This window comes from Schumannella soli (genome assembly GCF_006517435.1).
GTDB lineage: Bacteria > Actinomycetota > Actinomycetes > Actinomycetales > Microbacteriaceae > Schumannella > Schumannella soli.
Genome location: NZ_VHQG01000002.1, coordinates 1,112,002 through 1,137,899, shown reverse-complemented (window position 1 = coordinate 1,137,899; position 25,898 = coordinate 1,112,002). Strand labels below are relative to the sequence as shown.

General features: G+C 71.4%; 23 protein-coding genes and 1 tRNA gene. 21 read left to right on the top strand and 3 right to left on the bottom strand.

Going from position 1 to position 25,898, the window contains the following annotated elements:
• The first annotated feature begins 122 nt into the window (after positions 1–122).
• Positions 123–380 (top strand): hypothetical protein, encoded by a 258-nt coding sequence (locus tag FJ657_RS10980; RefSeq protein WP_141163658.1) that lies wholly within the window; start codon positions 123–125, stop codon positions 378–380.
• 75 nt (positions 381–455) lie between these two features.
• Here the strand turns inward: FJ657_RS10980 and FJ657_RS10975 are convergent, their stop codons facing one another.
• Complete coding sequence (locus FJ657_RS10975; protein ID WP_141163657.1) at positions 456–1,367, bottom strand: helix-turn-helix transcriptional regulator; 912 nt, start codon at positions 1,365–1,367, stop codon at positions 456–458.
• Positions 1,368–1,474: 107 nt separating this feature from the next.
• Here FJ657_RS10975 and FJ657_RS10970 point away from each other — a divergent pair.
• Together FJ657_RS10970 and FJ657_RS10965 are read left to right on the top strand one after the other, a co-directional pair.
• A tRNA-Leu gene (locus FJ657_RS10970) sits at positions 1,475–1,558 on the top strand.
• Positions 1,559–1,630: 72 nt separating this feature from the next.
• The gene (locus FJ657_RS10965) at positions 1,631–2,239 is read left to right on the top strand and encodes an ANTAR domain-containing response regulator (protein WP_141163656.1); all 609 of its coding nucleotides are present in this window, start codon (positions 1,631–1,633) and stop codon (positions 2,237–2,239) included.
• A gap of 110 nt (positions 2,240–2,349) precedes the next feature.
• Here FJ657_RS10965 and FJ657_RS10960 read toward each other — a convergent pair whose 3' ends face one another.
• Both FJ657_RS10960 and FJ657_RS10955 read right to left on the bottom strand, forming a co-directional pair.
• Positions 2,350–3,078, bottom strand: a complete 729-nt coding sequence (locus tag FJ657_RS10960) for a tyrosine-protein phosphatase (protein WP_181408943.1) — start codon at positions 3,076–3,078, stop codon at positions 2,350–2,352.
• Entirely contained in the window at positions 3,075–3,491 is a 417-nt protein-coding gene (locus FJ657_RS10955; protein ID WP_246287164.1) for a PaaI family thioesterase, read from the bottom strand. The genes FJ657_RS10960 and FJ657_RS10955 overlap by 4 nt, the downstream gene beginning before the upstream one ends.
• A gap of 131 nt (positions 3,492–3,622) precedes the next feature.
• Here FJ657_RS10955 and polA point away from each other — a divergent pair, with 131 nt between their 5' ends.
• The 18 genes from polA to FJ657_RS10865 all read left to right on the top strand — a co-directional run bounded on the left by polA (position 3,623) and on the right by FJ657_RS10865 (position 25,858).
• Positions 3,623–6,280 carry a DNA polymerase I gene (gene polA / locus FJ657_RS10950; RefSeq protein WP_141163654.1) on the top strand — a complete coding sequence of 886 codons (2,658 nt, stop codon included), beginning with the start codon at positions 3,623–3,625 and terminating at the stop codon, positions 6,278–6,280.
• Between the two features lie 257 nt (positions 6,281–6,537).
• Positions 6,538–7,302, top strand: coding sequence for a DeoR/GlpR family DNA-binding transcription regulator (locus tag FJ657_RS10945; protein WP_141163653.1), 765 nt, complete (start codon positions 6,538–6,540; stop codon positions 7,300–7,302).
• Entirely contained in the window at positions 7,299–8,252 is a 954-nt protein-coding gene (locus tag FJ657_RS10940) for a 1-phosphofructokinase family hexose kinase (protein WP_141163652.1), read from the top strand. The genes FJ657_RS10945 and FJ657_RS10940 overlap by 4 nt, the downstream gene beginning before the upstream one ends.
• Positions 8,253–8,324: 72 nt before the next feature.
• The gene (locus FJ657_RS10935; RefSeq protein ID WP_141163651.1) at positions 8,325–9,590 is read left to right on the top strand and encodes a PTS transporter subunit EIIC; all 1,266 of its coding nucleotides are present in this window, start codon (positions 8,325–8,327) and stop codon (positions 9,588–9,590) included.
• Between the two features lie 32 nt (positions 9,591–9,622).
• Entirely contained in the window at positions 9,623–9,931 is a 309-nt protein-coding gene (locus tag FJ657_RS10930; protein ID WP_141163650.1) for a PTS sugar transporter subunit IIBC family protein, read from the top strand.
• 3 nt (positions 9,932–9,934) lie between these two features.
• Positions 9,935–10,405 carry a PTS mannitol transporter subunit IIA gene (locus FJ657_RS10925; RefSeq protein ID WP_141163649.1) on the top strand — a complete coding sequence of 157 codons (471 nt, stop codon included), beginning with the start codon at positions 9,935–9,937 and terminating at the stop codon, positions 10,403–10,405.
• Between the two features lie 6 nt (positions 10,406–10,411).
• Complete coding sequence (locus tag FJ657_RS10920) at positions 10,412–11,452, top strand: zinc-dependent dehydrogenase (RefSeq protein WP_141163648.1); 1,041 nt, start codon at positions 10,412–10,414, stop codon at positions 11,450–11,452.
• Positions 11,453–11,509: 57 nt separating this feature from the next.
• Positions 11,510–11,779 (top strand): HPr family phosphocarrier protein, encoded by a 270-nt coding sequence (locus tag FJ657_RS10915; RefSeq protein ID WP_141163647.1) that lies wholly within the window; start codon positions 11,510–11,512, stop codon positions 11,777–11,779.
• A gap of 35 nt (positions 11,780–11,814) precedes the next feature.
• Positions 11,815–13,494 carry a DUF885 domain-containing protein gene (locus FJ657_RS10910; RefSeq protein ID WP_141163646.1) on the top strand — a complete coding sequence of 560 codons (1,680 nt, stop codon included), beginning with the start codon at positions 11,815–11,817 and terminating at the stop codon, positions 13,492–13,494.
• Positions 13,495–13,719: 225 nt separating this feature from the next.
• On the top strand, positions 13,720–15,180 hold the full coding sequence (rpsA, locus tag FJ657_RS10905) for a 30S ribosomal protein S1 (RefSeq protein WP_141163645.1): 1,461 nt from the start codon (positions 13,720–13,722) through the stop codon (positions 15,178–15,180).
• Between the two features lie 134 nt (positions 15,181–15,314).
• Entirely contained in the window at positions 15,315–15,914 is a 600-nt protein-coding gene (gene coaE / locus FJ657_RS10900) for a dephospho-CoA kinase (protein WP_141163644.1), read from the top strand.
• 82 nt (positions 15,915–15,996) lie between these two features.
• On the top strand, positions 15,997–18,063 hold the full coding sequence (gene uvrB / locus FJ657_RS10895; RefSeq protein WP_141163643.1) for an excinuclease ABC subunit UvrB: 2,067 nt from the start codon (positions 15,997–15,999) through the stop codon (positions 18,061–18,063).
• Between the two features lie 177 nt (positions 18,064–18,240).
• The gene (locus tag FJ657_RS10890) at positions 18,241–19,425 is read left to right on the top strand and encodes a hypothetical protein (RefSeq protein ID WP_141163642.1); all 1,185 of its coding nucleotides are present in this window, start codon (positions 18,241–18,243) and stop codon (positions 19,423–19,425) included.
• 115 nt (positions 19,426–19,540) lie between these two features.
• A complete protein-coding gene (locus FJ657_RS10885; RefSeq protein WP_141163641.1) occupies positions 19,541–21,109 on the top strand; it encodes an AAA family ATPase in 1,569 nt (522 codons plus the stop codon).
• A gap of 14 nt (positions 21,110–21,123) precedes the next feature.
• Positions 21,124–21,738: a hypothetical protein gene (locus tag FJ657_RS10880; protein WP_141163640.1), complete on the top strand. Its 615-nt coding sequence runs from the start codon at positions 21,124–21,126 to the stop codon at positions 21,736–21,738.
• Positions 21,738–23,756, top strand: coding sequence for a vWA domain-containing protein (locus FJ657_RS10875; RefSeq protein WP_141163639.1), 2,019 nt, complete (start codon positions 21,738–21,740; stop codon positions 23,754–23,756). Before FJ657_RS10880 ends, FJ657_RS10875 begins: the two co-directional genes overlap by 1 nt.
• Complete coding sequence (locus FJ657_RS10870; RefSeq protein ID WP_141163638.1) at positions 23,749–24,444, top strand: phosphohydrolase; 696 nt, start codon at positions 23,749–23,751, stop codon at positions 24,442–24,444. Before FJ657_RS10875 ends, FJ657_RS10870 begins: the two co-directional genes overlap by 8 nt.
• Entirely contained in the window at positions 24,437–25,858 is a 1,422-nt protein-coding gene (locus FJ657_RS10865) for a phenylacetate--CoA ligase family protein (RefSeq protein ID WP_255447265.1), read from the top strand. The genes FJ657_RS10870 and FJ657_RS10865 overlap by 8 nt, the downstream gene beginning before the upstream one ends.
• Positions 25,859–25,898: the final 40 nt, after the last annotated feature.

The window sequence follows — 25,898 nt, the reverse complement described above, 5'->3', positions numbered from 1 at the left end:
CCCGCGGGTCCGCACCGAGCGTCACGCGCCTGGAGTCTGAGCGTCGGGTCGGAAGGCGCGGTCGCGCGGGGTGCGGCGGTCGTACTCTGGCGTCGTCAGCACGAGACGACGGGAGGATCCCGATGACCGAGCGCATCAACGACGAGGAGCTGCAGGGGGAGTACCCGGATTCCGACATCCCGAGCGACCCGGCTGTGGTGCCGGATGCGTCGTTCGGCGAGTACACGGACGCCGACATCCCCGGTGAGGACGGCCGCCACCGCAGCGGCGTGCGACCCGGTGAGTTCACGGATGCCGACATCCCCGGCGAGGAGAAGCACGCCGGCGCCGAAGAGGAGCAACCCGGCCACTTCACCGACGCGGATCACGGCGAGCACTGACGGCGGCGCCGGCCGGGTGTGATCGCCCGGCGGGTGCGAAAGCCCGGCCGGCCCTTCGCCGCGCCATCGAGCGGCTCAGTTCTCGGGGCTGAGCCGCTTCGTCGTGCCGTCGGTCGTCTCGGCGGCGCCCGTCTCATCCGCGGCGGGGTCGGCCGCGTCGAGCGGTCTCGCGTCGCTCGCGTGCAGGCTCCCCAGCAGTGCCAGCTTCTGCGCGCTCGGCGATCCCGGCTCGGGGTGGTAGATCACGAGCAGCTGCCCGTCGGCGTCGCCGATCGTCAGCTTCTCGCGCCGGAACGCGAACTCTCCGACCTCGGGATGGTCGATGATCGAGGCGCTGCCGACGACCTCCCGCACGTCGTGGCGCGCCCACAGCCGGCGGAAGGTCTCGCTGGTGAGCGACAGCTCGCCGACGAGCTCCCGCACCGACGGGTCGTCGACCCACGGGCCGATCGAGGCGCGGAACGTCGCGACCATGCCCGCCACGGCGCGGTCGCGCTCGCGGTGCATCCCGTACTCGCGCGGGTCGAGCAGCATCGACCGCAGCCTGTTCTCGCCCTCGACGATCGCCGGCGACACCGCGGTCGCGAGCCGGTTCGCGGCGAGCACGGTGAAGGCGCGGTCCTCGACGAAGGCGGGAAGGTTCAGCGTGCCGAGCAGCTGGCGGATGCCGGCCGGCACGCTCGCGCGACGGGTGCGGGCGCGCGGGGCGCCGCGCTCGGCGACGAGACCGTGCAGGTACGCGGTGGCGGCCCCGTCGAGGAGCAGCACGCGTGCGAGGGCCTCGAGCACCTGGCCGGAGGGGTTGCGGTCGCGTCCCTGCTCGAGGCGCAGGTAGTAGTCGGCGCTGATGCCGGCGAGCGTCGCGACCTCCTCGCGGCGCAGCCCCGGGGTGCGCCGCACGCCGCCGCCGGGCAGACCGACCTCGGTCGGGTCGACCAGACCGCGGCGCGCGCGCAGGTAGTCGCCCAGCTCGTTGTCGTCGCTCACCCGGTCAGGCTACGCGGGCCGGCTCGCCGCATCCTGGCCCTCTCGGCCCCAGTCGGGCGCGGCGCCGCCGGTCGGGTATCGTTCGAGTGCCGCGTCTCGACGCGTGCGCCGGATTGGCGGAATTGGCAGACGCGGGGCACTCAAAATGCTCTGTCCGTGAGGGCTTAAGGGTTCGAGTCCCTTATCCGGCACCCGTGCTCGAGCGGGATGCACGCACATCCGTTCACCCGCGCGCGGCGGGTGTACGGACATGCCGTAGGCTCATGATCGTGACCGACGAGACCGAGATCAGCCGTCCGCGCCGCGTCGTCGTGGCCGAGGACGAGTCCCTCATCCGCCTCGACATCGTGGAGATCCTCCGCGACAACGGCTTCGAGGTCGTCGGCGAGGCCGGCGACGGCGAGACCGCGGTCGCGCTGGCCACCGAGCTCAAGCCCGACCTCGTCGTGATGGACGTCAAGATGCCTCAGCTCGACGGCATCTCGGCCGCCGAGAAGCTCAGCAAGAACCACATCGCCCCGGTCGTGCTGCTCACGGCGTTCAGCCAGAAGGAACTGGTCGAGCGCGCGAGCGAGGCCGGCGCCCTGGCCTACGTGGTGAAGCCGTTCACCCCCAACGACCTGCTGCCCGCGATCGAGATCGCGCTGAGCCGCTACCAGCAGATCGTGACGCTCGAGTCGGAGGTCGCCGACCTCGTCGAGCGCTTCGAGACCCGCAAGCTCGTCGACCGCGCCAAGGGCCTGCTCAACGAGAAGATGGGTCTCTCCGAGCCGGAGGCGTTCCGCTGGATCCAGAAGGCGTCGATGGACCGCCGACTGACCATGCACGACGTCGCCCAGGCGATCATCGACCAGCTGGGCGCGAAGAAGTAACGCACCCGCGCCGCGCGAGGCCCCGCCGTCCTCTCGAGACGCCGGGGGCTCGCGGCGTCTCGGGCGCGGGCTCCTGGCCGGGCTTCCGGGACCGCGGGCCGGCTCGCGATTCAGGCGCGCAGTCGCGCCGCGGCCCGCGCGAGCAGGTCGGGCTCCGCTCCGGCCGCGGTCAGGATCGCCGGCACGTCGACCGTGGTGAGGAACTCTCTCAGCGTCGCCGCGTTCTCGCGCAGCGCCGACTCGAACGCCGCGTCGTCGAGCGGCGGCTCGGGCGGCGACGGCAACGTCGCGAAGTGCGCGCGGATGCCGCGGGCCGCCGCCGCGTAGTCGTCGACGATCGCGTCGAGCGGCGCTCCTGCCGCCTGCAGCAGCAGCGCGACGACGAGACCGGTGCGGTCTCGCCCGGCCAAGCAGTGCACCAACACGCCGGCGTCGGCGGGGGATCCGGCGATCGCGCGCAGGGCGGCGGCCAGCAGCAGAGGCCAGCGGCGCACGGCCGTCGCGTAGTAGCGCGGGCTGCCGAGGTGCGCCCGCCACTCGGCGAGGAACTCGAGATCCTCGTCGTCCTCGATCGGCGTCCAGACCACCTCGACGGCGTCGGGGATCGCACCGGAGAGCTCGCGCTCGCGCTCGTTGCGCAGATCGACGACCCGGCGCACGCCGGCGGCGACCAGCTCGGACCAGCCCGCGGCCGTCATCCCGTCGGGGCGGCCAGAGCGGAACAGCCGTCCGGCCGCCGTGGTCGTGCCCGCCTCGAGCGGGATGCCGCCGAGGTCACGGGCGTTCGGCAGCCCCTCCCAGTCGACGTCGCGCGGCGTGAGCGGCCGGAGGGAGGTCACTGGTCGCGCAGCAGATTCGTGATGCGGATCGTGGAGAGACGGCGACCCTGCTCGTCGGTGTTGACGATCTCGTGCGTGCACAGCGTGCGGCCGAGCTGCAGCGCCGTGCAGGTGCCGGTGACCCAGCCCTCGGTCACCGAGCGGCTGTGGGTGGCGTTGATCTCGATGCCGACCGCGTAGCGGCCGGGACCGGCGTGGATGGCGGCCGAGATCGAGCCGAGCGACTCGCCGAGCACGACATGCGCTCCGCCGTGCAGCAGGCCGATGACCTGCTGATTGCCCTCGACCGGCATGCGGGCGACCGAGCGCTCGGCCGAGAGCTCGAGGAACTCGATGCCCATCTTGACCGAGAGCGAGCCGCCCTTCGTGTTGACGATGCGGTCGACCAGCTCGGGGTCGAGGTCGGGCGGCAGCAGGGTCACGCGGGGCTCCTTCGCGTCGGATGCGGACCCGGCGAGCCTATGCCGCCGCGGCCGCGCGCGACCCGGTGACCGGTGCTCTCTGTCGCTCCGGCACTGTCGGAGGTCGTCGCTAGGCTGATCGCGTGCCGGACAACGACAAGCCCACCCTTCTGCTCATCGACGGCCACTCGCTCGCCTTCCGCGCGTTCTACGCGCTGCCGGTCGACAGCTTCGTGACCCGCGACGGGCAGCACACCAACGGCATCCACGGATTCATCTCGATGCTGCTGAACCTGCTGCAGAACGAGAAGCCGACCCACCTCGCCGTCGCCTTCGACATCTCGCGGTTCTCCTTCCGCACGCGCGAGCTGCCCGAGTACAAGGGCACCCGCGCCGAGACACCGCCGGAGTTCGTGGGCCAGATCCCGCTGCTCGAGGAGGCGCTGCACGCGATGGGCATCACGACCCTGAGCAAAGAGGACTTCGAGGCCGACGACATCCTCGCGACGCTCGCCACGCAGGGCGCGGCCGACGGCTTCCGCGTGCTCGTCGTCTCGGGCGACCGCGACACGATCCAGCTCGTCGACGACGACGTGACCCTGCTCTACCCGAACGTGCGCGGCGTCAGCGAGCTCAAGCGCTACGACCGCGACGCCGTCGTCGAGCGCTACGGAATCGAGCCGGCGCAGTACCCCGAGATCGCCGCGCTCGTCGGCGAGACCAGCGACAACCTGGTCGGCATCGACAAGGTCGGCGAGAAGACCGCCGTCAAGTGGATCCAGCAGTACGGAACGGTCGACGAGCTGCTGAAGCACGCCGACGAGATCAAGGGCGTGGTCGGCAACAACCTGCGCGAGCAGCAGGAGCGCGCCGTGCGCAACCGCCGGCTCAACCGCCTCGTGCGCGATGTCGAGCTGCCGGCGAAGCCCGCCGACCTCGCACGCAAGCCGATCGACGCCGCGGCGGTGCGCGAGGTCTTCGCGCGATTGCAGTTCCGCACCCTGCTCGATCGCGTCATCAAGCTCGAGGGCACGGCCGAGGATGCGGCGGCCGGCGTCGAGCAGACCCTCGCCGGAGCGGGCGCCCCGGCCGTGCGGCAGATGGTCGACGAGGAGCTCGCGAAGTGGCTGCAGACCGCCACGAAGGCGGGGGAGCCGCTCGGCCTGCGCGTCACGGTCGCCGGCGGCGAGCTCGACGGCTTCGGCATCGCCACGGCGACCGAGAGCGCGTGGGTGCCGTGGGGTGCCCACCGTCCCGACTACGCGGCGCTCGAGGAGTGGCTCGCGAGCCCGGCTCCGAAGGTGCTGCACGAATCGAAGCGCGCCATCAAGGCCCTCGCCAAGCTCGACATCCCGCTCGACGGCGTCGTCTTCGACACCGCGATCGCCGGCTGGCTGCTGCGGCCCGGCAACAAGCCGGAGTCGTTGTCGAAGCAGGTCTACGACCACCTCGGCGAGACGCTGCCCGAGCCCGACCCGAACCAGCTCGTGCCTGAGGCGCAGGTGAGCCCGGCCACCGAGGCCTGGTACCTGCTGCGGCTGCGCGACGAGTTCCAGGAGCAGCTCGACGCCGGCTCGCTCGGCGTGCTGAACGACATCGAGGTGCCGCTCATCCCCGTTCTCGCCCGCATGGAGCTCCAGGGCGTCACGGTCGACACGGACGTGCTCGGCGACCTCAACGCGCGACTCACCGCGAACGCCGCCGAGTACGCGGCATCGGCCTACGCCGAGATCGGCCGCGAGGTGAACCTCGGCTCGCCCAAGCAGCTGCAGGAGGTGCTGTTCGAGCAGCTGCAGATGCCGAAGACCCGGGCGAACAAGACCGGATACTCGACCGATGCCGCGTCGCTCGCCGACCTGCAGGAGAAGAGCCCGCATCCCTTCCTCGCGCTGCTGCTGCAGCACCGCGACGCGACCAAGCTCAAGCAGATGGTCGAGACGCTCGAGAAGGCGATCGCGCCCGACCACCGGGTGCACACCACCTACGAGCAGGCGGGGTCGAGCACCGGCCGTCTGTCGTCGAACGACCCGAACCTGCAGAACATCCCGATCAAGACCGAGACCGGTCGCGAGGTGCGCTCGGCGTTCCGCAGCGGTCCCGAGTTCGCCCAACTGCTCACCGCCGACTACTCGCAGATCGAGATGCGCATCATGGCGCACCTCTCCGGCGACGAGGGTCTCATCGAGGCCTTCCACTCCGGTGAAGACCTGCACCGCTTCGTCGGCGCCCGCATCTTCCACGTCGACCCGGCCGACGTCACGCCGGTCATGCGCACCAAGGTCAAGGCCATGTCGTACGGCCTCGCCTACGGGCTCAGCGCCTTCGGCCTGTCGAAGCAGCTGCGCATCGAGACGAAGGAGGCGAAGGAGCTCATGGCCGACTACTTCGCCCGCTTCGGCGCCGTGCGCGACTACCTGCGCGGCGTGGTCGAGCAGGCCCGCGTCGACGGATACACGACGACGATCTTCGGTCGCCGCCGCCCGTTCCCCGACCTGGTGTCGACCAACCGGGTTCTGCGTGACAACGCGGAGCGCCAGGCGCTCAACTCGCCCATCCAGGGGTCCGCGGCCGACATCATCAAGCGCGCCTCGATCGACATCGATGGAGACATCCGCGAGAAGGGCCTCGCGTCGCGCATGCTGCTGCAGGTGCACGACGAACTCGTCTTCGAGGTCGTCGACGGCGAGCAGGATGCGATGGCCGAGATCGTGCGCTCGCGCATGGAGGGCGCGGCCGAGCTCTCGGTGCCGCTCGTCGTGCAGGTCGGCACCGGCCCGAACTGGGACGCCGCCGCGCACTGAGCTTCGCTGGCCGCCTCGTCGCGCCCGCCATCCCGGGCGGGCCGTGACGCTGGCGTGAGCCGTATCCGGAACCCCCGTCAGCCCCGCGCTGACGGGGGTTTCGCATTCCGAGCGCCGATCATGTCCGTTTTGCTCCGGGTGCGCCACGCCACACCGCCCGGCTGTGTTGACATCCGGACGCAATCGGGCTTTTATGGGCACAGATCAACACAGGACTTTGCCAGCAAAGCCCGCCCGCATCACGAAGAGGTCGATCGATGTACGCACCGGAGCGTCACCAGCAGATCCTCGCCACCGCGCGCTCGCGCGGTCGCGTGGATGTCGCCGGTCTCGCCAAGGAGCTCTCGGTCACCCCGGAGACCGTGCGCCGCGATCTGACGGCCCTCGAGCGCCGCGGCGTGCTGCGCCGCGTGCACGGCGGCGCGATCCCCGTCGAGCGACTCGGCATCGAACCGGGCGTCGCCGACCGCGAGGTGCGCGCCACCGGCGAGAAGGAGTCGATCGCCCGCGCCGCGCTCGACGAGCTGCCCGACGGCGGATCGATCATCCTCGACGCCGGCACCACGACCGTGCGCCTGGCCGAGCTTCTCCCCACCGACCGCGAGTTCACGGTCGTCACCCACAGTCTTCCCGTGGCCGCCGCGCTCGTCGCGCGCCCGAACATCAGCCTGCACCTGCTGGGTGGAGTCGTGCGCCCGCGAACCCTCGCCGCCGTCGGCGAGTGGACGCGGGCGCAGATCGGCGAGGTCTTCGCCGACGTGGCGTTCATGGGAACGAACGGAATCAGCGTCGAGCGCGGGCTCACCACGCCCGACATGGCCGAGGCGTCGGTCAAGCGCGAGCTGATCACGGCCGCCCGCCGCACGGTGCTGCTGGCCGACCACTCGAAGTTCGGCCGCGAGGACTTCGCGCGCGTCGCCCCGATCTCGGCGATCGACACGATCATCACCGACGCGGCCATCGACGCGGAGCTCGCGGAGGACCTCGAGAACGCCGGCCCGCGGGTGGTGATCGCGCCGTGATCGTCACGCTCACCATCAACCCGAGCCTCGACCGCACGGTCACCCTCGACCGCCTCGAGCCCGGCCGCGTGCTGCGCACCTCGGCCCCCGTGCTCGAGCCCGGCGGCAAGGGCGTCAACGTCACTCGCGCGCTCACCGCGAACGGGCACGCCTCGATCGCGGTCGTGCCGGTCGCGGGCGCCGAGGGCAGCGAGCTCGGGCGCCTGCTGGATGCGGCCGGCGTCGACGGCCGTTACGTCGCCGTGAGCGGCCGCACGCGCTCGAACCTCAGCATCGTCGGCGCCGACGGCGCCGTCACCAAGCTCAACGAGCCCGGGTCGCCGCTCGACGCCGATGACCTGCTCGCGATCGCGACGACCCTGCGCGGCACCGTGCGCCCCGGCGACTGGCTGGTCGTCTCGGGCAGCGGCACCCCCGGCCTCATCGCCGACGACGTGCGCGCGCTCATCGAGGCCGCGACCGCTGGGGGAGCCTCGGTCGCCGTCGACACGAGCGGCGACCCGCTGGCCGCCGCCGTCGCCGCGGCCCCGCGCATCCTCAAGCCCAATCGTGACGAGCTCGCCGAACTGGTGGGCCGTCCGCTGCGCACGATCGCCGACGTGCTCGAAGCCGCGCGCGAGGTGCGCGACTCGGGTGTCGCGATCGTGCTCGTCACGCTCGGCGCCGCCGGCGCCGTGCTCGTCGCCGACGACACCGAGCTCGTCGGCGAGTCGCCCGTCGCCCGACCGGTCAGCCCGGTCGGCGCGGGGGACTGCCTGCTCGCCGGGTTCCTCTCGAAGTACGGGACGGATGAGAGCGATCTCGTCGCCGCGTTCACCGAGGGGCTCACCTGGGGCGCCGCCGCCGCCGGACTCCCCGGCAGCGCGGTCCCCTCGCCGAGCGACCTGCACCCTGAGAACGTCCAGCTGGTGTGGCAGCCAGACCTGGATCGGCCCCTCGTGGCCGGCTGACGCCTCCGGCGCCGCTGAAACCTGCACCACCACCTACCACCGCAACTCGCTCTGTACGAAGGAGTACCCCCGATGTCCGACTACACCCCCGCCGCCACCGGCACCGGGGCCCGCGCCCGCGTCCAGCGGTTCGGCGCGTTCCTCGCCGGCATGGTGATGCCGAACCTGGGCGCGTTCATCGCGTTCGGTATCGTCACCACGCTGTTCATCCCCACCGGCTGGATCAACCTCATCGCCCACTGGGGCGGTCTGCCGGCCGACAAGACCCTGCCGATCACCGACCAGATCGGCTCGATCGTCGGGCCGCTGATCACGATCCTCATCCCGATCCTGATCGCCTACACCGGCGGCAAGAACGTGCACGGCCACCGCGGCGGCGTCGTCGGCGCCGTGGCGCTGATCGGCGCGATGCTCGCGCCGGTCGCGCTGCAGCTCGTCGCGATCCCGCTGAACGGCGAGGAGGTCTCCGCGCCGAAGAGCATCGCCGAGATCGGACCGACCATCCTGGCCGCGTTCGTGCTCGGACCGCTGGCGGCCCTCGTGATGAAGTGGTGGGACAACTTCATCTCCGGCAAGGTGCGCGGCGGCTTCGAGATGCTCGTCGACAACTTCTCGGCCGGCATCGTCGGCGCGGTCTTCGCCGTGCTCGGCCTCTACGTCGTCGGCCCGATCACCTTCTGGATCACGCAGGGCCTCGGCTGGCTGGCGAACGCGCTCGTCAACGCGGGTCTCCTCCCGCTCGTGTCGATCGTGGTCGAGCCCGCCAAGGTGCTGTTCCTCAACAACGCGATCAACCACGGTGTGTTCACCCCGCTCGGAATCGAGCAGGCCGGCGCCGGCGCCGGTCACTCGATCTTCTTCATGATCGAGTCGAACCCCGGGCCCGGCCTCGGCATCCTGACCGCGATGCTCCTCTTCGGACCCCGCGCGATCCGCCCGACCGTCCCGGCCGCCATGGTCGTGCACTTCCTCGGCGGCATCCACGAGATCTACTTCCCCTACGTGCTCATGAAGCCGATCCTCATCGTCGCCGCCATCGTCGGCGGTGCGACCGGTGTGCTCTGGGAGACGATCTTCGGTCTCGGCCTCGTCGGACCGGCCTCGCCGGGCAGCATCATCGCCTGGGTCGCGGTCTCGCCGCCCACGCAGATCCCGCTGATCGTGGCCGGTGTGATCATCTCCGCCGCCGTCACGTTCATCGTCGGCGCCCTGCTCCTCGGCTTCGGTCGCAAGGAGAGCGCCACGGATGCGGCGATCGACCTCGAAGCGGCGCAGGAGAAGACCGCGCAGAATAAGGCAGAGTCGAAGAACCAGCCCGCGGCCGGTTCCGCGGCCTGACCGACACCGTCACTCACCGAAGGAGACCCCTCATGGCAACCATCGACGGATCGAACGTGAAGAAGCTCATCGTCGCCTGCGACGCGGGCATGGGATCGAGCGTCATGCTCGCCTCCACGCTCAAGAAGCAGCTCGCGAAGAGCGGGGTGACGGTCGAGCACTCGCCCGTCGCGCACATCCCGTCCGACGCCGATGTCGTCGTGACCCAGGCGAGCCTGGCCGAGCGCGCCCGCGGCGTCGTCCCCGACGTCCCGGTCGTGCCCTTCCAGCTCTTCCTGGGCGACCCCGCCATCACGAAGGTCGTCAAGGCGATCCAGAACGGCGAGACGGTCGAGGTCTGATCGATGAGCGACGAGTCGAACGAGTCGAAGCCGCTGACTGAGCTGCTCGCCGAGCAGTCGATCCGACTGGAGTCGAGCGCGACGGGCCGCGATGACGCGATCCGTCAGGCCGGTCAGGCCCTGCTCGACGCCGGCGCGATCGACGCGTCGTACATCGACGCGATGCTCGAGCGCGAGAACTCGGTGTCCACCTACGTCGGCGAGGGTGTGGCGATCCCGCACGGCACCCTCGCCGGCAAGGAGGCGGTGAAGTCGGATGCGCTCAGCGTCATCCGCTTCCCCGACACCGTGGACTGGGACGGCAACGAGGTCAGCGTCGCCGTCGGCATCGCCGCGAAGGGCAACGGGCACATCGCCCTGCTCTCACAGCTCGCGACGATCCTGCTCGACTCGGAGAAAGCTGCCGCTCTCCGCGGTGCGACGACTCCGGAGAAGGTGTACGAGCTGCTCGCCTCCGAGGACGAGGACGAGTAGACCCACGTGAGAGTCGCGAGGTTCCACGCCCCCGGTGACATCCGTCTGGAGACGGATCCCGACCCGGTGGCGTCCGACGACGAGGTCGTGATCCGCGTGCGCGCGTGCTCGACCTGTGGAACCGACGTCAAGATCTCCCGCTCGGGCCACCCGAACATGACCCCTCCGCAGGTCATGGGCCACGAGATCGCGGGAGAGATCACCCAGGTCGGCCGTGCGGTCGACGGCTGGGCTGTCGGGGATCGCGTGCAGGTCATCGCCGCGATCCCCGACGGCACCTGCCGCGAGTGCCGTGCCGGCCACCCCGCGGTGTGCCGCAACCAGCTGTCGATGGGATATCAGTTCCCGGGTGGCTTCGCCGAGCACATGATCGTGCCGCGCGAGGTGCTCGCCGTCGACGGGCTCAACCGCATCCCCGAGGCGCTGTCCTTCGCCGAGGCATCGCTCGCCGAGCCGCTCGCCTGCGTGCTCAACGGCCAGGAGATCGCCGGAGTCGGCGACGGCGACACGGTCGTCGTCATCGGCGCCGGCCCGATCGGCTGCCTGCATGTGCGGCTCGCCCGCGCTCGCGGCGCCGAGCGCGTCATCCTGATCGACCTCAACGCCGACCGGCTCGCCGCGTCGGCCGACATCGTGAAGCCCGACCTGGCCATCGCGGCCGGCGACGGCGACATCGTCGCCCGGGTGCTGGAGGCCACGGGCGGCGACGGCGCGGATGTCGTCATCACCGCGGCGGCCTCGGGTCGCGCCCAGGAGCTGGGCTTGCAGATGCTCGCCCGTCGTGGCCGGCTGAGTCTGTTCGGCGGGCTGCCGAAGGACGCCGCCGTGATCGCCCTCGACGCGAATCTCGTGCACTACCGCGAGCTCAGCGTGCTCGGCGTCAACGGCTCGAGCCCCGCGCACAACGCCGAGGCCCTGCGCCTCATCGCCACCGGCGCCGTCCCGGTCGCCGATCTCATCACCCATCGCCTGCCGCTCGAGCAGGTGCTCGACGCGATCGAGCTCGTCGCCCGCGGCGAGGCGATCAAGGTGACCATCGAGCCCTGACGGCTCGCCCACGACTTCATCGACCGACACCGAACCCCCGACAACCAGGAGGATCCCATGCCCGAACGCACCGTCACCGTCGCCTCGAGCGTCGGCCTGCACGCCCGCCCCGCCTCGCTGTTCAGCCAGGCCGCGGCGAAGGCCGGCGTTCCCGTCACCCTGACCTCGGCCGCCGGCAAGTCGGTCAACGCCGCCAGCATCCTCGGCGTGCTCTCGCTCGGCATCGGCTCGGGCGAGGAGGTCACGCTGGCCTCCGACGCCGAGGGCTCGGAGGCCGCGCTCGACGAGCTCGTCGCGCTGCTCTCGCGCGACCTCGACAAGGAGTAGACGCTCCGTCGGAGGCGTGTGCCAGGCTGGGGAGCATGGCGAATGATCCCCAGCCCGGCCGCGCGTCCACCGAACTCGACTCCGTCGCCGAGCGATGGATCGACACCCAGCTCGAGCTCTTCCCCGAGTTCCACGTCTACCTCGGTCGCCCGGGGCGTGAGGGCGAGTACTCGGACTACTCGCCGGAGGGCGCCGAGCGCGCGGTCGCCGCGACCCGCGCCGCTCTCGCCGAGGTCGAGGCCGCACCCGTCGTCGACGAGGTCGACCGCGTCACCCAGCTCGACCTGAGCCGCGAGCTCACCCTCGCGATCGAGAAGCACGAGGCCGGCTTCCCGCTGCGCGACCTCAACGTGATCGCGTCGCCGCCGCAGGATCTGCGCGCGATCTTCGACCTCGAGCCGACAGCCACCTCCGAGAACTGGGAGGGCATCGCCCGCCGACTGCGCAATCTGCCCGCGGCGGTCGACGGCTACGTCGCGACTCTGCGCGAGGGCGTGCGCACGGGAGTGGTGCCCGCGATCCGCCAGGTGCGCGAGGTTGCCGCCCAGGTGCGTGAGCACGCTGCGGCCGACGGGTTCTTCGCGCAGTTTGCCGGATCGGCGTCAGCTGGCGGCGCAGAACTGCCGTCAGCGCTGCGCACGGAGCTGACCGGGGCGGCCACCGGCGCGAGCGCCGCCTACGGCCGCCTCGCCGAGTTCCTCGAGCAGGAGCTCGCTCCGGCCGCTCCCGAGAAGGACGCCGTCGGCCGCGAGCTCTACGCGCTCGCCTCGCGCGACTTCCTCGGCGCGACGGTCGACCTCGACGAGACCTACGAGTGGGGCATCGAGGAGCTCGCGCGCATGGTCGCCGAGCAGGAGTCGATCGCCGCCGAGATCGTCGCCGGCGGGGGAGTGGCCGAGGCCATCGCCTTCCTCGACGCCGATCCGGCCAGCAAGCTGCACGGCACCGAGGCGCTGCAGCGCTGGATGCAGGAGACCAGCGACCGCGCCATCGAGGAGCTCGGCCGCACCCACTTCGACATCGCGCCGGAGATGCGCGCGCTCGAGTGTCGCATCGCGCCCACGCAGGAGGGCGGCATCTACTACACCGGACCCTCCGACGACTTCTCGCGCCCGGGCCGGATGTGGTGGAGCGTGCCCGAGGGCGTCACCGAGTTCGACACCTGGCGTGAGCTGACGACCGTCTACCACGAGGGCGTCCCGGGCCATCACCTACAGATCGCGCAGGCCACCTTCAACAAGGCCGAGCTGAACACCTGGCGCCGCTTCGCCGGCACCTCCGGCCACGCCGAGGGCTGGGCGCTCTACGCCGAGCGGCTCATGGCCGACCTCGGCTACCTCGACGCGCCCGCCGACCGCTTCGGCATGCTCGACGGCCAGCGCATGCGTGCCGCTCGCGTCGTGCTCGACATCGGCGTGCACCTCGAGAAGCGGATGCCGGGAAGCGACCGGGTCTGGACGGGCGACGACGCCTTCCCCTTCCTGCGCGCCAACGTCAACATGCCCGACGAGTTCGTGCGCTTCGAGACGAACCGCTACCTCGGCTGGCCGGGGCAGGCGCCGTCGTACAAGGTCGGCCAGCGCATCTGGGAGCAGCTGCGCGACGAGTACCGGCGTCGCGAGGGCGCGGCCTTCGACATGAAGCGCCTCCACACCCGTGCGCTGAACATCGGCGGCGTCGGCCTCGATACCCTGAAGTCGGCCCTGCTCGACTGATCGGAGCGGTTCGACGGCGCCCGCCGGCGGGGGAATCGGCCGCGTTGTTGAACGGTTACCTTCCTGTGGCTAAGCTAGACCGTCGCTTCTCTGCGACATCCCATCCGCGCGCCGTCGGCGGAGGGTCCGATCCCGCTCCTGCGAGATCGTGCTCGAGCTCATCCGAGTTCATCGTCGCCGGCCTGACATGACCCCCGGGCATCCGCCCCACGGAGCAACCACTACATGACTACCGCTACGACCGCCTCGGCCCCCAAGCAGATCGCGATCAACGACATCGGATCCGCTGACGACTTCCTGGCCGCGGTCGAGAAGACGCTGAAGTTCTTCAACGACGGAGACCTCATCGAGGGCACCGTCGTCAAGATCGACCGCGACGAGGTCCTCCTCGACGTCGGCTACAAGACCGAGGGTGTCATCCCCTCGCGCGAGCTCTCGATCAAGCACGACGTCGACCCCAACGAGGTCGTCGAGGTCGGCGACACCGTCGAGGCCCTCGTTCTCCAGAAGGAGGACAAGGAAGGCCGCCTCATCCTGTCGAAGAAGCGCGCGCAGTACGAGCGCGCCTGGGGCGACGTGGAGAAGATCAAGGAGTCGGACGGCGTCGTCACCGGCACCGTCATCGAGGTCGTCAAGGGCGGCCTCATCGTCGACATCGGCCTCCGCGGCTTCCTCCCCGCCTCGCTCATCGAGCTGCGTCGCGTCCGCGACCTCACGCCGTACCTCGGCCAGGAGATCGAGGCGAAGATCCTCGAGCTCGACAAGAACCGCAACAACGTGGTCCTGAGCCGCCGTGCGCTGCTCGAGCAGACCCAGTCGGAGTCGCGCTCGACCTTCCTCAACAACCTCTCGAAGGGCCAGGTCCGCAAGGGCGTCGTCTCGTCGATCGTCAACTTCGGCGCGTTCGTCGACCTGGGCGGCGTGGACGGCCTCGTGCACGTCTCCGAGCTCAGCTGGAAGCACATCGAGCACGCCAGCGAGGTCGTCGAGGTCGGCCAGGAGGTCACCGTCGAGATCCTCGAGGTCGACCTGGAGCGCGAGCGCGTGTCGCTGTCGCTCAAGGCGACCCAGGAGGACCCGTGGCAGGTCTTCGCCCGCACCCACGCGATCGGTCAGATCGCGCCGGGCAAGGTCACCAAGCTCGTCCCCTTCGGCGCCTTCGTGCGCGTGGCCGACGGCATCGAGGGCCTCGTGCACATCTCGGAGCTCTCGACCAAGCACGTCGAGCTCGCCGAGCAGGTCGTGTCGGTCGGCGACGAGGTCTTCGTCAAGGTCATCGACATCGACCTCGACCGTCGCCGCATCTCGCTGTCGCTCAAGCAGGCCAACGAGGGCATCGACCCCAACTCGGCCGAGTTCGACTCGGGCCTGGCCGCGCTGTACGGCATGGTCACCGAGTACGACGAGCAGGGCAACTACAAGTACCCCGAGGGCTTCGACCCGGAGACGGGCGAGTGGCTCGAGGGCTTCGAGGCCCAGCGCGAGGCCTGGGAGGGCGAGTACGCCGCCGCTCAGACCCGCTGGGAGGCGCACAAGGCGCAGATCCTCGCGGCCGAGGCTGCTGGCGACAACGACGACTTCCTCCCGAGCACGTCGTCGAGCTACTCCAGCGACAGCGGCAGCGGCACCCTCGCCGACGACGAGTCGCTCGCGGCTCTGCGCGAGAAGCTGTCGGGCAACGCCTGATCGCAGCCTGATCGGTCGTGAGACCGAGATCTCTTCGGAAGCCGGTCAGCACCTTCGGGTGCTGGCCGGCTTCCGGCGTTGAGCCGCATGTCGGGAGTCGGGGCGCCTGCCGCGACAGCGCCTAGGCTGGATCGGTGAGCTGGATCGGACTGACCGGGGGCATCGCGGCGGGCAAGAGCGCGGTCGCGCAGCGGCTGGCGGAGCACGGCGCCGTCATCATCGACGCCGACGTCGTCGCCCGCGAGGTGGTCGAGCCCGGCACCGCGGGTCTCGACCGCATCGTCGAGGAGTTCGGGCCCGAGGTGGTGGATGCGGACGGCCGCCTCATCCGTCCGGCGCTCGGCGCGATCGTCTTCCGCGACCCGGCGAAGCGCGTCGCGCTCGAGGGCATCACGCATCCCGCGATCCGCGAGCGCACGCGGGCGCTGCGGGATGCGGCGCTGGCGGCCGATCCGGATGCGGTCGTCGTGAACGACGTGCCGCTGCTGGTCGAATCGCGCGGCCGCGATCACGGCTTCGACGAGGTCATCGTCGTGCACGCGCCCGCCGAGGAGCGCATCCGCCGCATGGTCGAGCTGCGCGGCATGGATCGTGCCGAGGCGGAGCGCCGCATCGCCGCCCAGGCGAGCGACGAGGATCGCCGGGCGGTCGCGACGGCGGTGATCGACGCGTCGGGCACGCTCGAGCAGACGCTGGCGCAGGTCGACTCGTGGTGGGCGGCGCACCGGGGCTGATCCCCGCCTCCGGCGATGCGTCCGCTCTGCGTGCGGGCTGGGCGCGCCAGCGCGTGTCGGTGGTCGTCCCTAGGCTGGAGCCATGGAACCGACCCGCTCCGTCCGCCCCTTCGAGGTCATCTCGGAGTACCAGCCGAGCGGAGACCAGCCGACCGCGATCAAGCAGCTGGCGGGGCGCATCAACGCGGGTGAGACCGACATCGTGCTGCTCGGCGCGACCGGAACCGGCAAGTCGGCGACGACCGCCTGGCTGATCGAGCAGGTGCAGCGTCCGACCCTCGTGCTCGCGCACAACAAGACCCTCGCGGCGCAGCTCGCGAACGAGTTCCGCGACCTGCTGCCGAACAACGCGGTCGAGTACTTCGTCAGCTACTACGACTACTACCAGCCCGAGGCCTACGTGCCGCAGACGGACACCTTCATCGAGAAGGACTCCTCGGTCAACGCCGAGGTCGAGCGCCTGCGTCACTCCACGACGAACTCGCTCCTCTCCCGGCGCGACGTGGTCGTCGTCTCGACGGTCTCCTGCATCTACGGCCTCGGCGCCGCCGAGGAGTACCTGGACGCGATGGTCGCCGTGCAGGTGGGCGATCGCGTGTCGCGCGACCGGCTCATCCGCCAGTTCGTCGGAATGCAGTACGAGCGCAACGACATCGACTTCTCGCGCGGCATATTCCGCGTGCGCGGCGACACGATCGAGATCATCCCGATGTACGAAGAGCACGCGCTGCGCATCGAGATGTTCGGTGACGAGATCGAGGCGCTCTACGAGCTGCACGCGCTGACCGGCGAGGTGATCCGCAAGATGGACGCCATCTCGATCTTCCCGGCCACGCACTATGCGGCGAGCCCCGAGACCATGCACAAGGCGATCGGCACGATCAAGAGCGAGCTGGGCGAGCGACTGCCCGAGCTCGAGCGGCAGGGCAAGCTGCTCGAGGCCCAGCGTCTGCGCATGCGCACGACCTTCGACCTCGAGATGATGGAGCAGATCGGCTTCTGCAACGGCATCGAGAACTACTCCCGCCACATGGACGGCCGCGTCGCCGGCCAGCCGCCGAACACGCTGCTCGACTACTTCCCCGACGACTTCCTCGTCGTGATCGACGAGTCGCACGTGACCGTGCCGCAGATCGGCGCGATGTACGAGGGCGATGCGAGCCGCAAGCGCACCCTGGTCGAGCACGGATTCCGCCTGCCGAGCGCTCTCGACAACCGGCCGCTGCGCTGGGAGGAGTTCCTCGATCGCGTCGGTCAGAAGGTCTACCTGTCGGCCACGCCGGGCCGCTACGAGATGGGCGTCGCCGACGGCATCGTCGAGCAGATCATCCGCCCGACCGGACTCGTCGACCCGCAGATCGTGGTCAAGCCGTCGAAGGGGCAGATCGACGACCTGCTCGAAGAGATCCGCACCCGCGTCGAGCGTGACGAACGCGTGCTGGTCACGACGCTGACGAAGAAGATGGCCGAGGAGCTCACCGACTTCCTCAGCGAGGCGGGGGTGCAGGTGCGCTACCTGCACAGCGACGTCGACACCCTGCGTCGTGTCGAGCTGCTCACCGAGCTGCGCGCCGGCGTCTACGACGTGCTCGTCGGCATCAACCTGCTGCGCGAGGGCCTCGACCTGCCCGAAGTGTCGCTCGTGGCGATCCTCGACGCCGACAAGGAGGGGTTCCTGCGCAGCTCGACCTCGCTCATCCAGACGATCGGCCGTGCCGCCCGCAACGTCTCGGGTGAGGTGCACATGTACGCCGACAACATCACCGACTCGATGGCCTCCGCGATCGAGGAGACCGAGCGCCGCCGCGAGAAGCAGATCGCGTACAACACCGAGAACGGCATCGAGCCGACCGCACTGCGCAAGCGCATCGCCGACATCACCGACGTGCTGGCCCGCGAAGGCGCCGACACCGCCAAGCTGCTCTCGGGTCGCGACCCCGGCAAGCGCGCCGCGACACCGAACCTGCGCCGTGAGGGCCTCGCCGCGAAGGGCGCGAACGAGCTGGAGGCGATCATCGCCGACCTCAACAGCCAGATGCTGGCGGCGGCCGACGAGCTCAAGTTCGAGCTGGCGGGGCGCCTGCGTGACGAGCTCTCCGATCTCAAGAAGGAGCTGCGTCAGATGGAGGCCGCGGGGCACGTGCGCTGACCCGCATGGGGAGTCGTCTCCATCGCGGACCACCGCGCAGCGGAGCACCATGGTCGTGACACGACGTCGAATCACCTTCGGGTTCCCCGTAGGGTGATGCGGAGTCCCTCACCGGACCGACGACGCTGACACCACGTCACGACACTCACGACACCTGACGAGCACGGAGCACATCCCATGTCGACGCCCTACGATCCGAACACCCCTCAGCAGCCCCAGGGCGGCTTCGGCTACGGGTCGCCGCAGCAGCCCGGGCAGCCGAACGGCGCGCAGCCCGGCGCGGCCGCGCCGAACACGACTCCGTACGGCGCTCCGCAGCAGGCCTATGCCGGCGCTCCCGCGCAGCCGTCGAAGCCCGCCGCACCGCGCCACCCCGGCTACCCGAACGCGACCCCCGGCATGTCGGGCCTTGCCCGCGGCATCGTCATCGGCGGCATCGTGCTCGGCGCCGTCATCGTCGGAGCGGTCGGACTCAACATCGTCGGATCGACGTTCTTCTCGCCGCAGTCGGTCGCCCGCGAGTACATGAACGCGATCGCCTCCGGAGACCTCGCGAAGGCCACCAAGATGGCCGAGCCCGAGAGCACCAGCCGCGACGACGCCACCCTGCTCGAGAGCAAGGAGGTGCTCGCGAAGGCCGAGAACCGCATCTCCGACGTGCAGGTCGGCAGCGTCGGCTCCACCGGATACACGCGAGTCACGTTCTCGGTCGACGGCCACAAGCAGTCGATCAGCCTGCAGCTCGCCCGCGCCGGCAAGCAGGCGGTCTTCTTCGACAAGTGGGTCGTCGACAAGTCGATCGCCTACCCGATCAGCGTGAGCGCGAGCGGCGCCGACTCGGTGTCGGTCAACGGCGTCGACGTGGCGGTCTCGCGCAAGGCCGGGGGCTACCTCAGCATCCTGGCCTACCCCGGCGTGTACGACATCGGCACGCCCGACTCGAACAAGTGGCTCGAGGCCGACAACGCGAAGGTCGTCGTCGGCGCCTACGGCTCCGATGGAGCGGCGAGCATCGACATCCAGCCGACGGCCGCGCTCCAGAAGGAGGTCGAGAAGCAGATCAACGCGAACATCGACAAGTGCGCCGCCAGTACCGAGGCGCGCCCCAGCGGCTGCCCGTTCTACACCTACGCCTACGGCGACGTGCAGGGTCTCAGCTGGAAGGTCGACAGCTACCCGACGATCAAGATCCAGAACGGGAGCACGCTGCGCTTCACAGGCGACGGCGGCAAGGCGACGGCGACGTACCAGCAGCGCTACAGCTCGAGCAGCCCCTACACGCCGCGCACGTCCACCGACACCTTCTACCTCTTCGGCACGATCAAGGTCTCGGGCGACAAGGTCACCGTCAGCTACGAGTGATCCACTCCGGAAACGCAGCGAGCAGCGGCCGTCGACCCCTCCCGGGTCGGCGGCCGCCGTCGTGAGGGCTGAGGGGCGCCCGGATGTCGATGGCGGCTCGCAATAGAGTGGCGACATGAGCGACCGGTGGAGCCACATCTCGTCTTCGCCCACCCGCAGCGGTGCCGACGCCGGAGCCGAGCTCACGGCCGACGACCTGTTCGCGTCCACCGCGCCGGTCGACCCGCCCCTCGACGAACGGCTGCGCCAGGCCTACTTCTGGCTCGTCAACCGCGCCGTGATCTCGCCCTTCTACGACGTCGAGTTCTCCCGTGACGCCCCGCTGAGCTTCGAGCTCGGCGATGCCGGGGCGCGACTCGAGCTGGCCACCGACCAGTCCTACTCGTCGAACGTGCTGCTGCCGCTGCTCACCTTCGCGGTCGGCGGGCGCTGCCTGCTCATCGGCGGACCCGGTCGTGGCAAGACGACGCTGGCCGTACTGATGGGCGTGCTGGCCGGCGACGAGCCGACCGTGGTGCGCACCTCGGTCGTGCAGGGGCAGCCGCAGCTGACCGTGAGCGATCTCGTCGGCGCTCCGCTTCCGCGCGACCTGGTCGAGGCCGACAGCCTGGATGCGGTGCGTGTCGCCTGGCGCGGCTGGCTCGCCCGACCGGTGAAGATCGTCGACGAGTACAACCGCATCCCGACGAAGACCCAGTCGGCGCTGCTGACGATGGTCGCCGAGGGCTACGTCGAGAGCTACGACCAGCAGCTGCGCACGGCGGGGGAGTCGGGCGTCGACGCCTGGTACTTCACGGCGAACGACGACGCCGGCGGCGGCACCTTCCCGGTGATCCAGGCGCTGCGGGATCGCATGGACGTCACGGTCGCGGCGCTCGGCTTCAACAGCCGCTTCTTCGGCGAGCTGGTGTCGCGCGTCGAGGCGGGGGAGCGCCCCGAGGATCACGTGCCCGTCGAGCTGCGGTTCGACGCCGACCGGCGCACCCGCATGGCGGCAGAGATCCGCGCCGTGCCGCTCCCGGCCGACGTACAACGCCGTCTGGAGTTCTTCACGAGCCACTTCGAGTTCGTGCAGCACGGCGGCCGCGCCTTCGAGTACCGCACCAAGGACACCGTGGCGACCGGGGGAGCGAGCGTCTCCGAGGCGATCGAGAGCAACGGCGGCGCCGACCTCGAGGTCGATCTCGGCGCGCAGACGGTCAACAGCATCTCGGTGCGCGCGCTGCAGACGCTGATCCTCTACGCCAAGGCGATGGCCTGGTTCCGCGGCGTCGGCGCGGTCGGGCTCGACGACGTGGCGGCGGTGCTGCCGTTCGTGCTGCGGGGCAAGCTGCTGCCGAACCCGACGCATCCGCGGTTCGAGGGCGAGCTCGACCGCGAGCTGGCGACGGATGCGGTGGCCTGGCTGCGCGATCTGTGGCGCCAGTCGGGTGAGCAGTTCCGGGCGCTGGGCCTCGACCGCGACGATCCCGTCGGCGCGCTGCTCGCGCAGGCGTCGGGTGGGCTCGAGGGCCTGGATGCGCTCGAGACCTCGCGCCGCATCACGGCCGTCGAGTCGGCGATCGGCGCGATCGCGGCGACCCGCAAGCTCTACGGTCGGCACTACGACGAGCTGCTCGCCCTGAAGTACCTGCACCAGCGCTACACGAACTACCTGCGCTGGCTGGAGTCGACCGGCCGATGATGCAGCGCGCGGGGATGGCGGCGAACGCGCAGCTGCGGCGGCCGACGGCGGTGGAGCTGCCGCCGCTGCTGACCGCGACGGTGGAGCGCGTCGCCGGGTGGGGCGGTGATCCGGGCCGGTACACGGAGTCGGCGGCGTCCGGTCTCGCGAGGCTGCGCGCGATCGGGGGCGACGAGGCGGCGACGGAGCCTGCGCTTCGCGCGATCGGCGCGGTCTCGGCCTGGCGCAGCGGCATCCCTGCGTTCCGACGCGCGGCGCGCGGCGCGGCGGCCGAGCTGCCGCGGGACGTGGCCGGGGCGGCGCTCGCCCTCGACACCGATCGTATCGGCGAGCTCCTGGCATCCGACGATCCGCTGGCGTGGCCCGGCGCAGGCAGCGAACTCGCTCTGGTGGGCGGATTCCGCGGCCTCGGGGGTGTCTGGACCGAGGCCCCGAGCGACCTCGTCGTCGCCGAGGGCGCCGTGCTGTCGGTGGCCACGGGCGCGCAGTGGTGGCAGGTCGAGTTGGATGCGGTGGGCTGCCGCATCACGCCGGCGGCCGAGCCGCTCAGCGAGGCGCCGTCGGATCGCGCGCGTCTCGCCGCCGCGATCTCGCCCGACAGCTATCTCGTCTCCGTGTGGCGGCGCTGATGAGCCGCGCGCCGCGTCCGGAGCGCGGGAACCGGAGTCGCGTCGGGCGCCGCGGCACGCAGCCCGGCCCCCTGCCGACGAGCCTGCTGCCCGCGTGGGATTCGGCGCAGGCGCTGTGGGGCGTGCACCTGCACCCCGCGCAGGCGCATCCCGATGCCGGCGAACGCAGCTTCGCCTGGTTCAGCTTCCCGCCGCAGGTGACCGTCGACCCCGCCCTGGCGCAGCGGGACGGCATCGACGCCGAGTGGGAGTCGGTCTTCGCCCACGAGATCGGGCATCACGTGCTCGCGCCGAGCACGCGGATCGTCGACCTCAAGATCGTGCAGCAGATGGCACGCGCTCTCGTCGCGAGCTCCTTCGAGCCGCCGGCACAGCTGCGCGACCGCGCGAACTGGCTCGCGAACGTCTGGTGCGACCTGCTGATCAACGTGCGCGTCGCCGAACTGCAGCGGCGGCGGGATGCGCGACAGGCGGCGGCGGATCCGGTGGCCGACCCCGCCGCGGGCGCGTCCGTCGAGCCCGGGATCGTGCGGCTGTGGCGGATCCTGGCTCCGTCGTCGGGGCGCAGCCACGTGTTCTGGGTCATGCTGCGCGCCTACGAGCTGATCTGGGATCTGCCCGACGGCTCCTACGTGGCCGCCGAGCCTCCGCCGACGCCGCCGAGAGCCGCGCCGCTCACGCCGGCCCCGGCGCGTGCCGCGACCGTGCCCGAGCGCTTCCGCGAGCAGCAGGCGAAGCTCGACGCGGCGACGGCGGAGGCCGAGCGCGCCCGCGCCGAGCTGCTCGCGCTGACCCGCACCCATCCCGAACCGGATGCGCGTCTGCTGGCGCGCACGGTGCGCACCTTCGGCGACGACCCGATCCGCGGAGCCCTGCGCGCCGGCATGATCCTGGCGCCGTACCTGCTCGAAGGCGACCAAGGTGACCAGGGCGACCCGGGGGATCCGGGCGACCACCGCGGCCAGGGCGGCGGCCTGGCGGGATCGGCGATCTGCGGCGGCCAGGTCGGCGGCGCAGACCCCACGGAGGCCGAGCTCGGCGAGGTGCTGCGCGACGCGCGTCTGCGTGAAGAGCCGCGGCATCCGGCCCTCGACGACGACGGCCGAGCCGTCTCGACGGCCGACGACCCGACATCCACCGGATCGGACAGCCAGGCCTACGGACTCGCTCAGACGCTCGAGCTCTACGATCCGGCGATCGCCGATGCGGTGCTGCGGGCCTGGTACCTCGACGGCGCGCGGCGCTGGGTGAAGCCGATCCGCGAGCCGGCGCAGCCGATCTCGACCGGAGCGCAGATCCCCGGGCCGACGGAGCTGTGGGATGTCGACGACGAGCTCAGCGCGGTCGACTGGCGGGCGACGCTGGCCGCGTCGCCGCGGATCGTGCCCGGGGTCACGACCCGGCGCCGCACCTGGCTGGAGGACGATCCGCCGACGCGGCAGGAGAGCGTCGACCTCGACCTCTGGGTCGACTCCTCGGGGTCGATGCCGAGCCCGGCGGCGGATTCTCCCGCGCTGCTCGCGGGCGCCATCCTCATCGAGTCGGTGCTGGCGGGCGGCGGGCGCGTGCAGGTCACCTCGTTCTCCGGCCCCCGCCAGGTCGCCGGTCTGGCGCGCCCGACCCGAAACCGCTCCGAGGCGCTCGGCGCGCTGCTGCACTACTTCGGCGGCGGCACCACCTTCCCGCTCGACGTGCTGGCGGAGCGCTACCGCACGCTGCCGAGCGCGCGCGATCGCCGTCGTCATCTCGTCGTGCTGTCGGACGGCGGACTCGAGTCGCTGTTCGGCCAGGGGCAGCCGGGTCTCGAGCACGTCGCCGGCGACGTGCGGCAGCGGATCGACACGGCGACGCTGATCGTGATCGGCTGGCTGGGGCGCGTGCCCGAACTGGCGGAGGCGAACGGCTACGCGGTCGAGCACGTGCAGCGGCACGCGGATGCGCCGGCGGCCTGCCGGCGACTGGCCGAGCAGATCGCGCGGGCGGGGCAGCCGAGCAGGAGAGGACGCGCGCGTGTCTGACAGCAGCGGAGTCGGGGCTGGAGCCGGTGGCGGAGACGCGCGCGGATCCTCGACGCTCGGCGGGCCGGGACCGCTCGACCGCTGGTTCGCCCTGCGCCTGGACGAGACCCGCGTCTGGGACGCGCTCGCGCCCGGCCCCGCGCTCGAGGTCGTGCAGACGCGCATCTCCTCGGCTCCGCAGTCGTTCCTGGCCGAGTCGATCTCGCTGCGCGCGCTCACGGGCGACGTGCTCGCCGAGGCTCCCGAGCACGTGCGGACGACCGCGGCCGCGATCGCCGACGGGGCCCAGCGCGATCCCGCGTCGCGGCAGGGCGCGGCCCTGGCGCTCTGGCTCTGGGCCTCGCACGAGCTGCTCGCGCCGTTCCGCCCGGAGCTCGACGTGCGTTGGGCGCACTCGTCGATCGGCGCGCTCGCGTTCCGGCTCGCGCCGCTCGTCGAGCCGCGTCGCTGGCTCGCCGACGGCGAGAGCCGCGAGGAGGCGGCCCGGCTGTTCCTGCTCTGGTCCGGCCGGACGCCGGCGGGCGAGGATGCGGCGACCGCGCGGGCGCGCTGGGAGCGTCGCGACACGATCGCGCGCGACGCGGCCCTGCGCGAGCTCGTGGCCGACGAGGAGCACCGGCGACGCGTGCAGGCCGCCCTGGCCGAGAAGCGTGCGGCGGAGGCGGCGGCACGGTATTCGCATGAGTGACGCGGGGGCCGCGGTTCCGGCCGCCGAGTCCGGTCCCGCTGACCTGCTGCTGCCGCACTACGTGCCGGGCTCCACCGTCGCCCTGAGCGACGACGAGCGCTGGCCGGCGCTGCCCGCGGCGGCGCGCGCCCACCTGGACTCGGTGCTCGCGCATCCGGCCGCCCCGGTCTGGCGTCATCGGGTGGGGCATCGGCTCGACCCCGCCGCCGTCGAGCGGGCGCGCACGGAGCTCCCGACCGACGACTGGCTGCCGGCGCACCTCGACGCGGTGCGCGAGCTGCCCGCGTACCGCGGTCTGCGCGGACGCCTGCACGCTCTCGACGACTTCCCGCTCGTCTCCCGAGCGGAGCTCGCGGCCGACATCGGCGGCTTCGTGCCGCGCGACGCCGACCTCTCCCGGCTCGTGCAGGGCTCGAGCTCGGGGTCGACCGGGGCGGCGCTCCGGCTGCCCGACGACATCGAGGATGTGGCCCGCACCTTCTGGCTCGTGCACCGCCTGCTCGCCGGACTGGGCGTCGACTGGCGGCCCGATCCGCGCCGCCTCGCGCTCGCGCTCGTGGTGCACCAGCGGCAGGCCTTCACCTACGTCTCGCCAGTGCCCGGATTCATCGCCGAGGGAGGCGACGGGGGCGCCGGTGCCACCGGACGGAGCGCCGACGGCCAGACCCTGATGGCGCGCCTCAACCTCGATCCGCGCGACTGGCCGACCACCGATCGGATCGCGTTCCTGCGCGACCAGGATCCTCAGCTGATCAGCGGCAACCCGAGCAGTCTCGCGACGCTGCTCGAACCCGCGACGGCCGCGGTGCTGAACCCCCTCGCGATCGTGAGCGGGGCCCTGCATCTCACCCCGGCGCTGCGCGCCGCGCTCGAGACCCGCTTCGGCGTTCCGGTGCTCGACCTCTACGGCCTGCACGAGACCCGCCCGATCGCCTGGCGCGCCGACGACGGACCCTTCCGGGTGCTCGACACCCGGGTGCTGGTCGAGACGGTGGATGCGGCGGGTCGCCCCGCCGGCGCGGCCCGCGGCGAGCTGGTGGTCACCGCCGGCAGCAACCCGCTACTGCCGCTCGCTCGCTACCGCACGGGCGATCACGGCCGCCTCGTCGAGCGCGACGGCCGCCCGGCGATCGCCGACCTCGAGGGCCGCGAGCACGTCGAGTTCGTCACGGCCGGCGGGCGGGCGATCAACACGGTCGACCTGACGCAGTACCTCCAGGACGCGGGCGCGCTCGCCTGGTCGCTGGTGCAGCGCGCCGACGGCTCGGTGACCGCGCGTGTGGCCGGCGGCGACCCGGAGCGCGCGGCCCGCAGCATCCGCGCCCTGCTAGCGCAGCCGGTGGAGCTCGACCGCGTCGCGCGGCCGATCGATCTGGGGGAGGGGAAGCCCCGGCGCTTCCTCCGCGAGAGCTGATCGTCGCGCTCCCGCGACGGGGGTGTCCGGCGGATGTCGG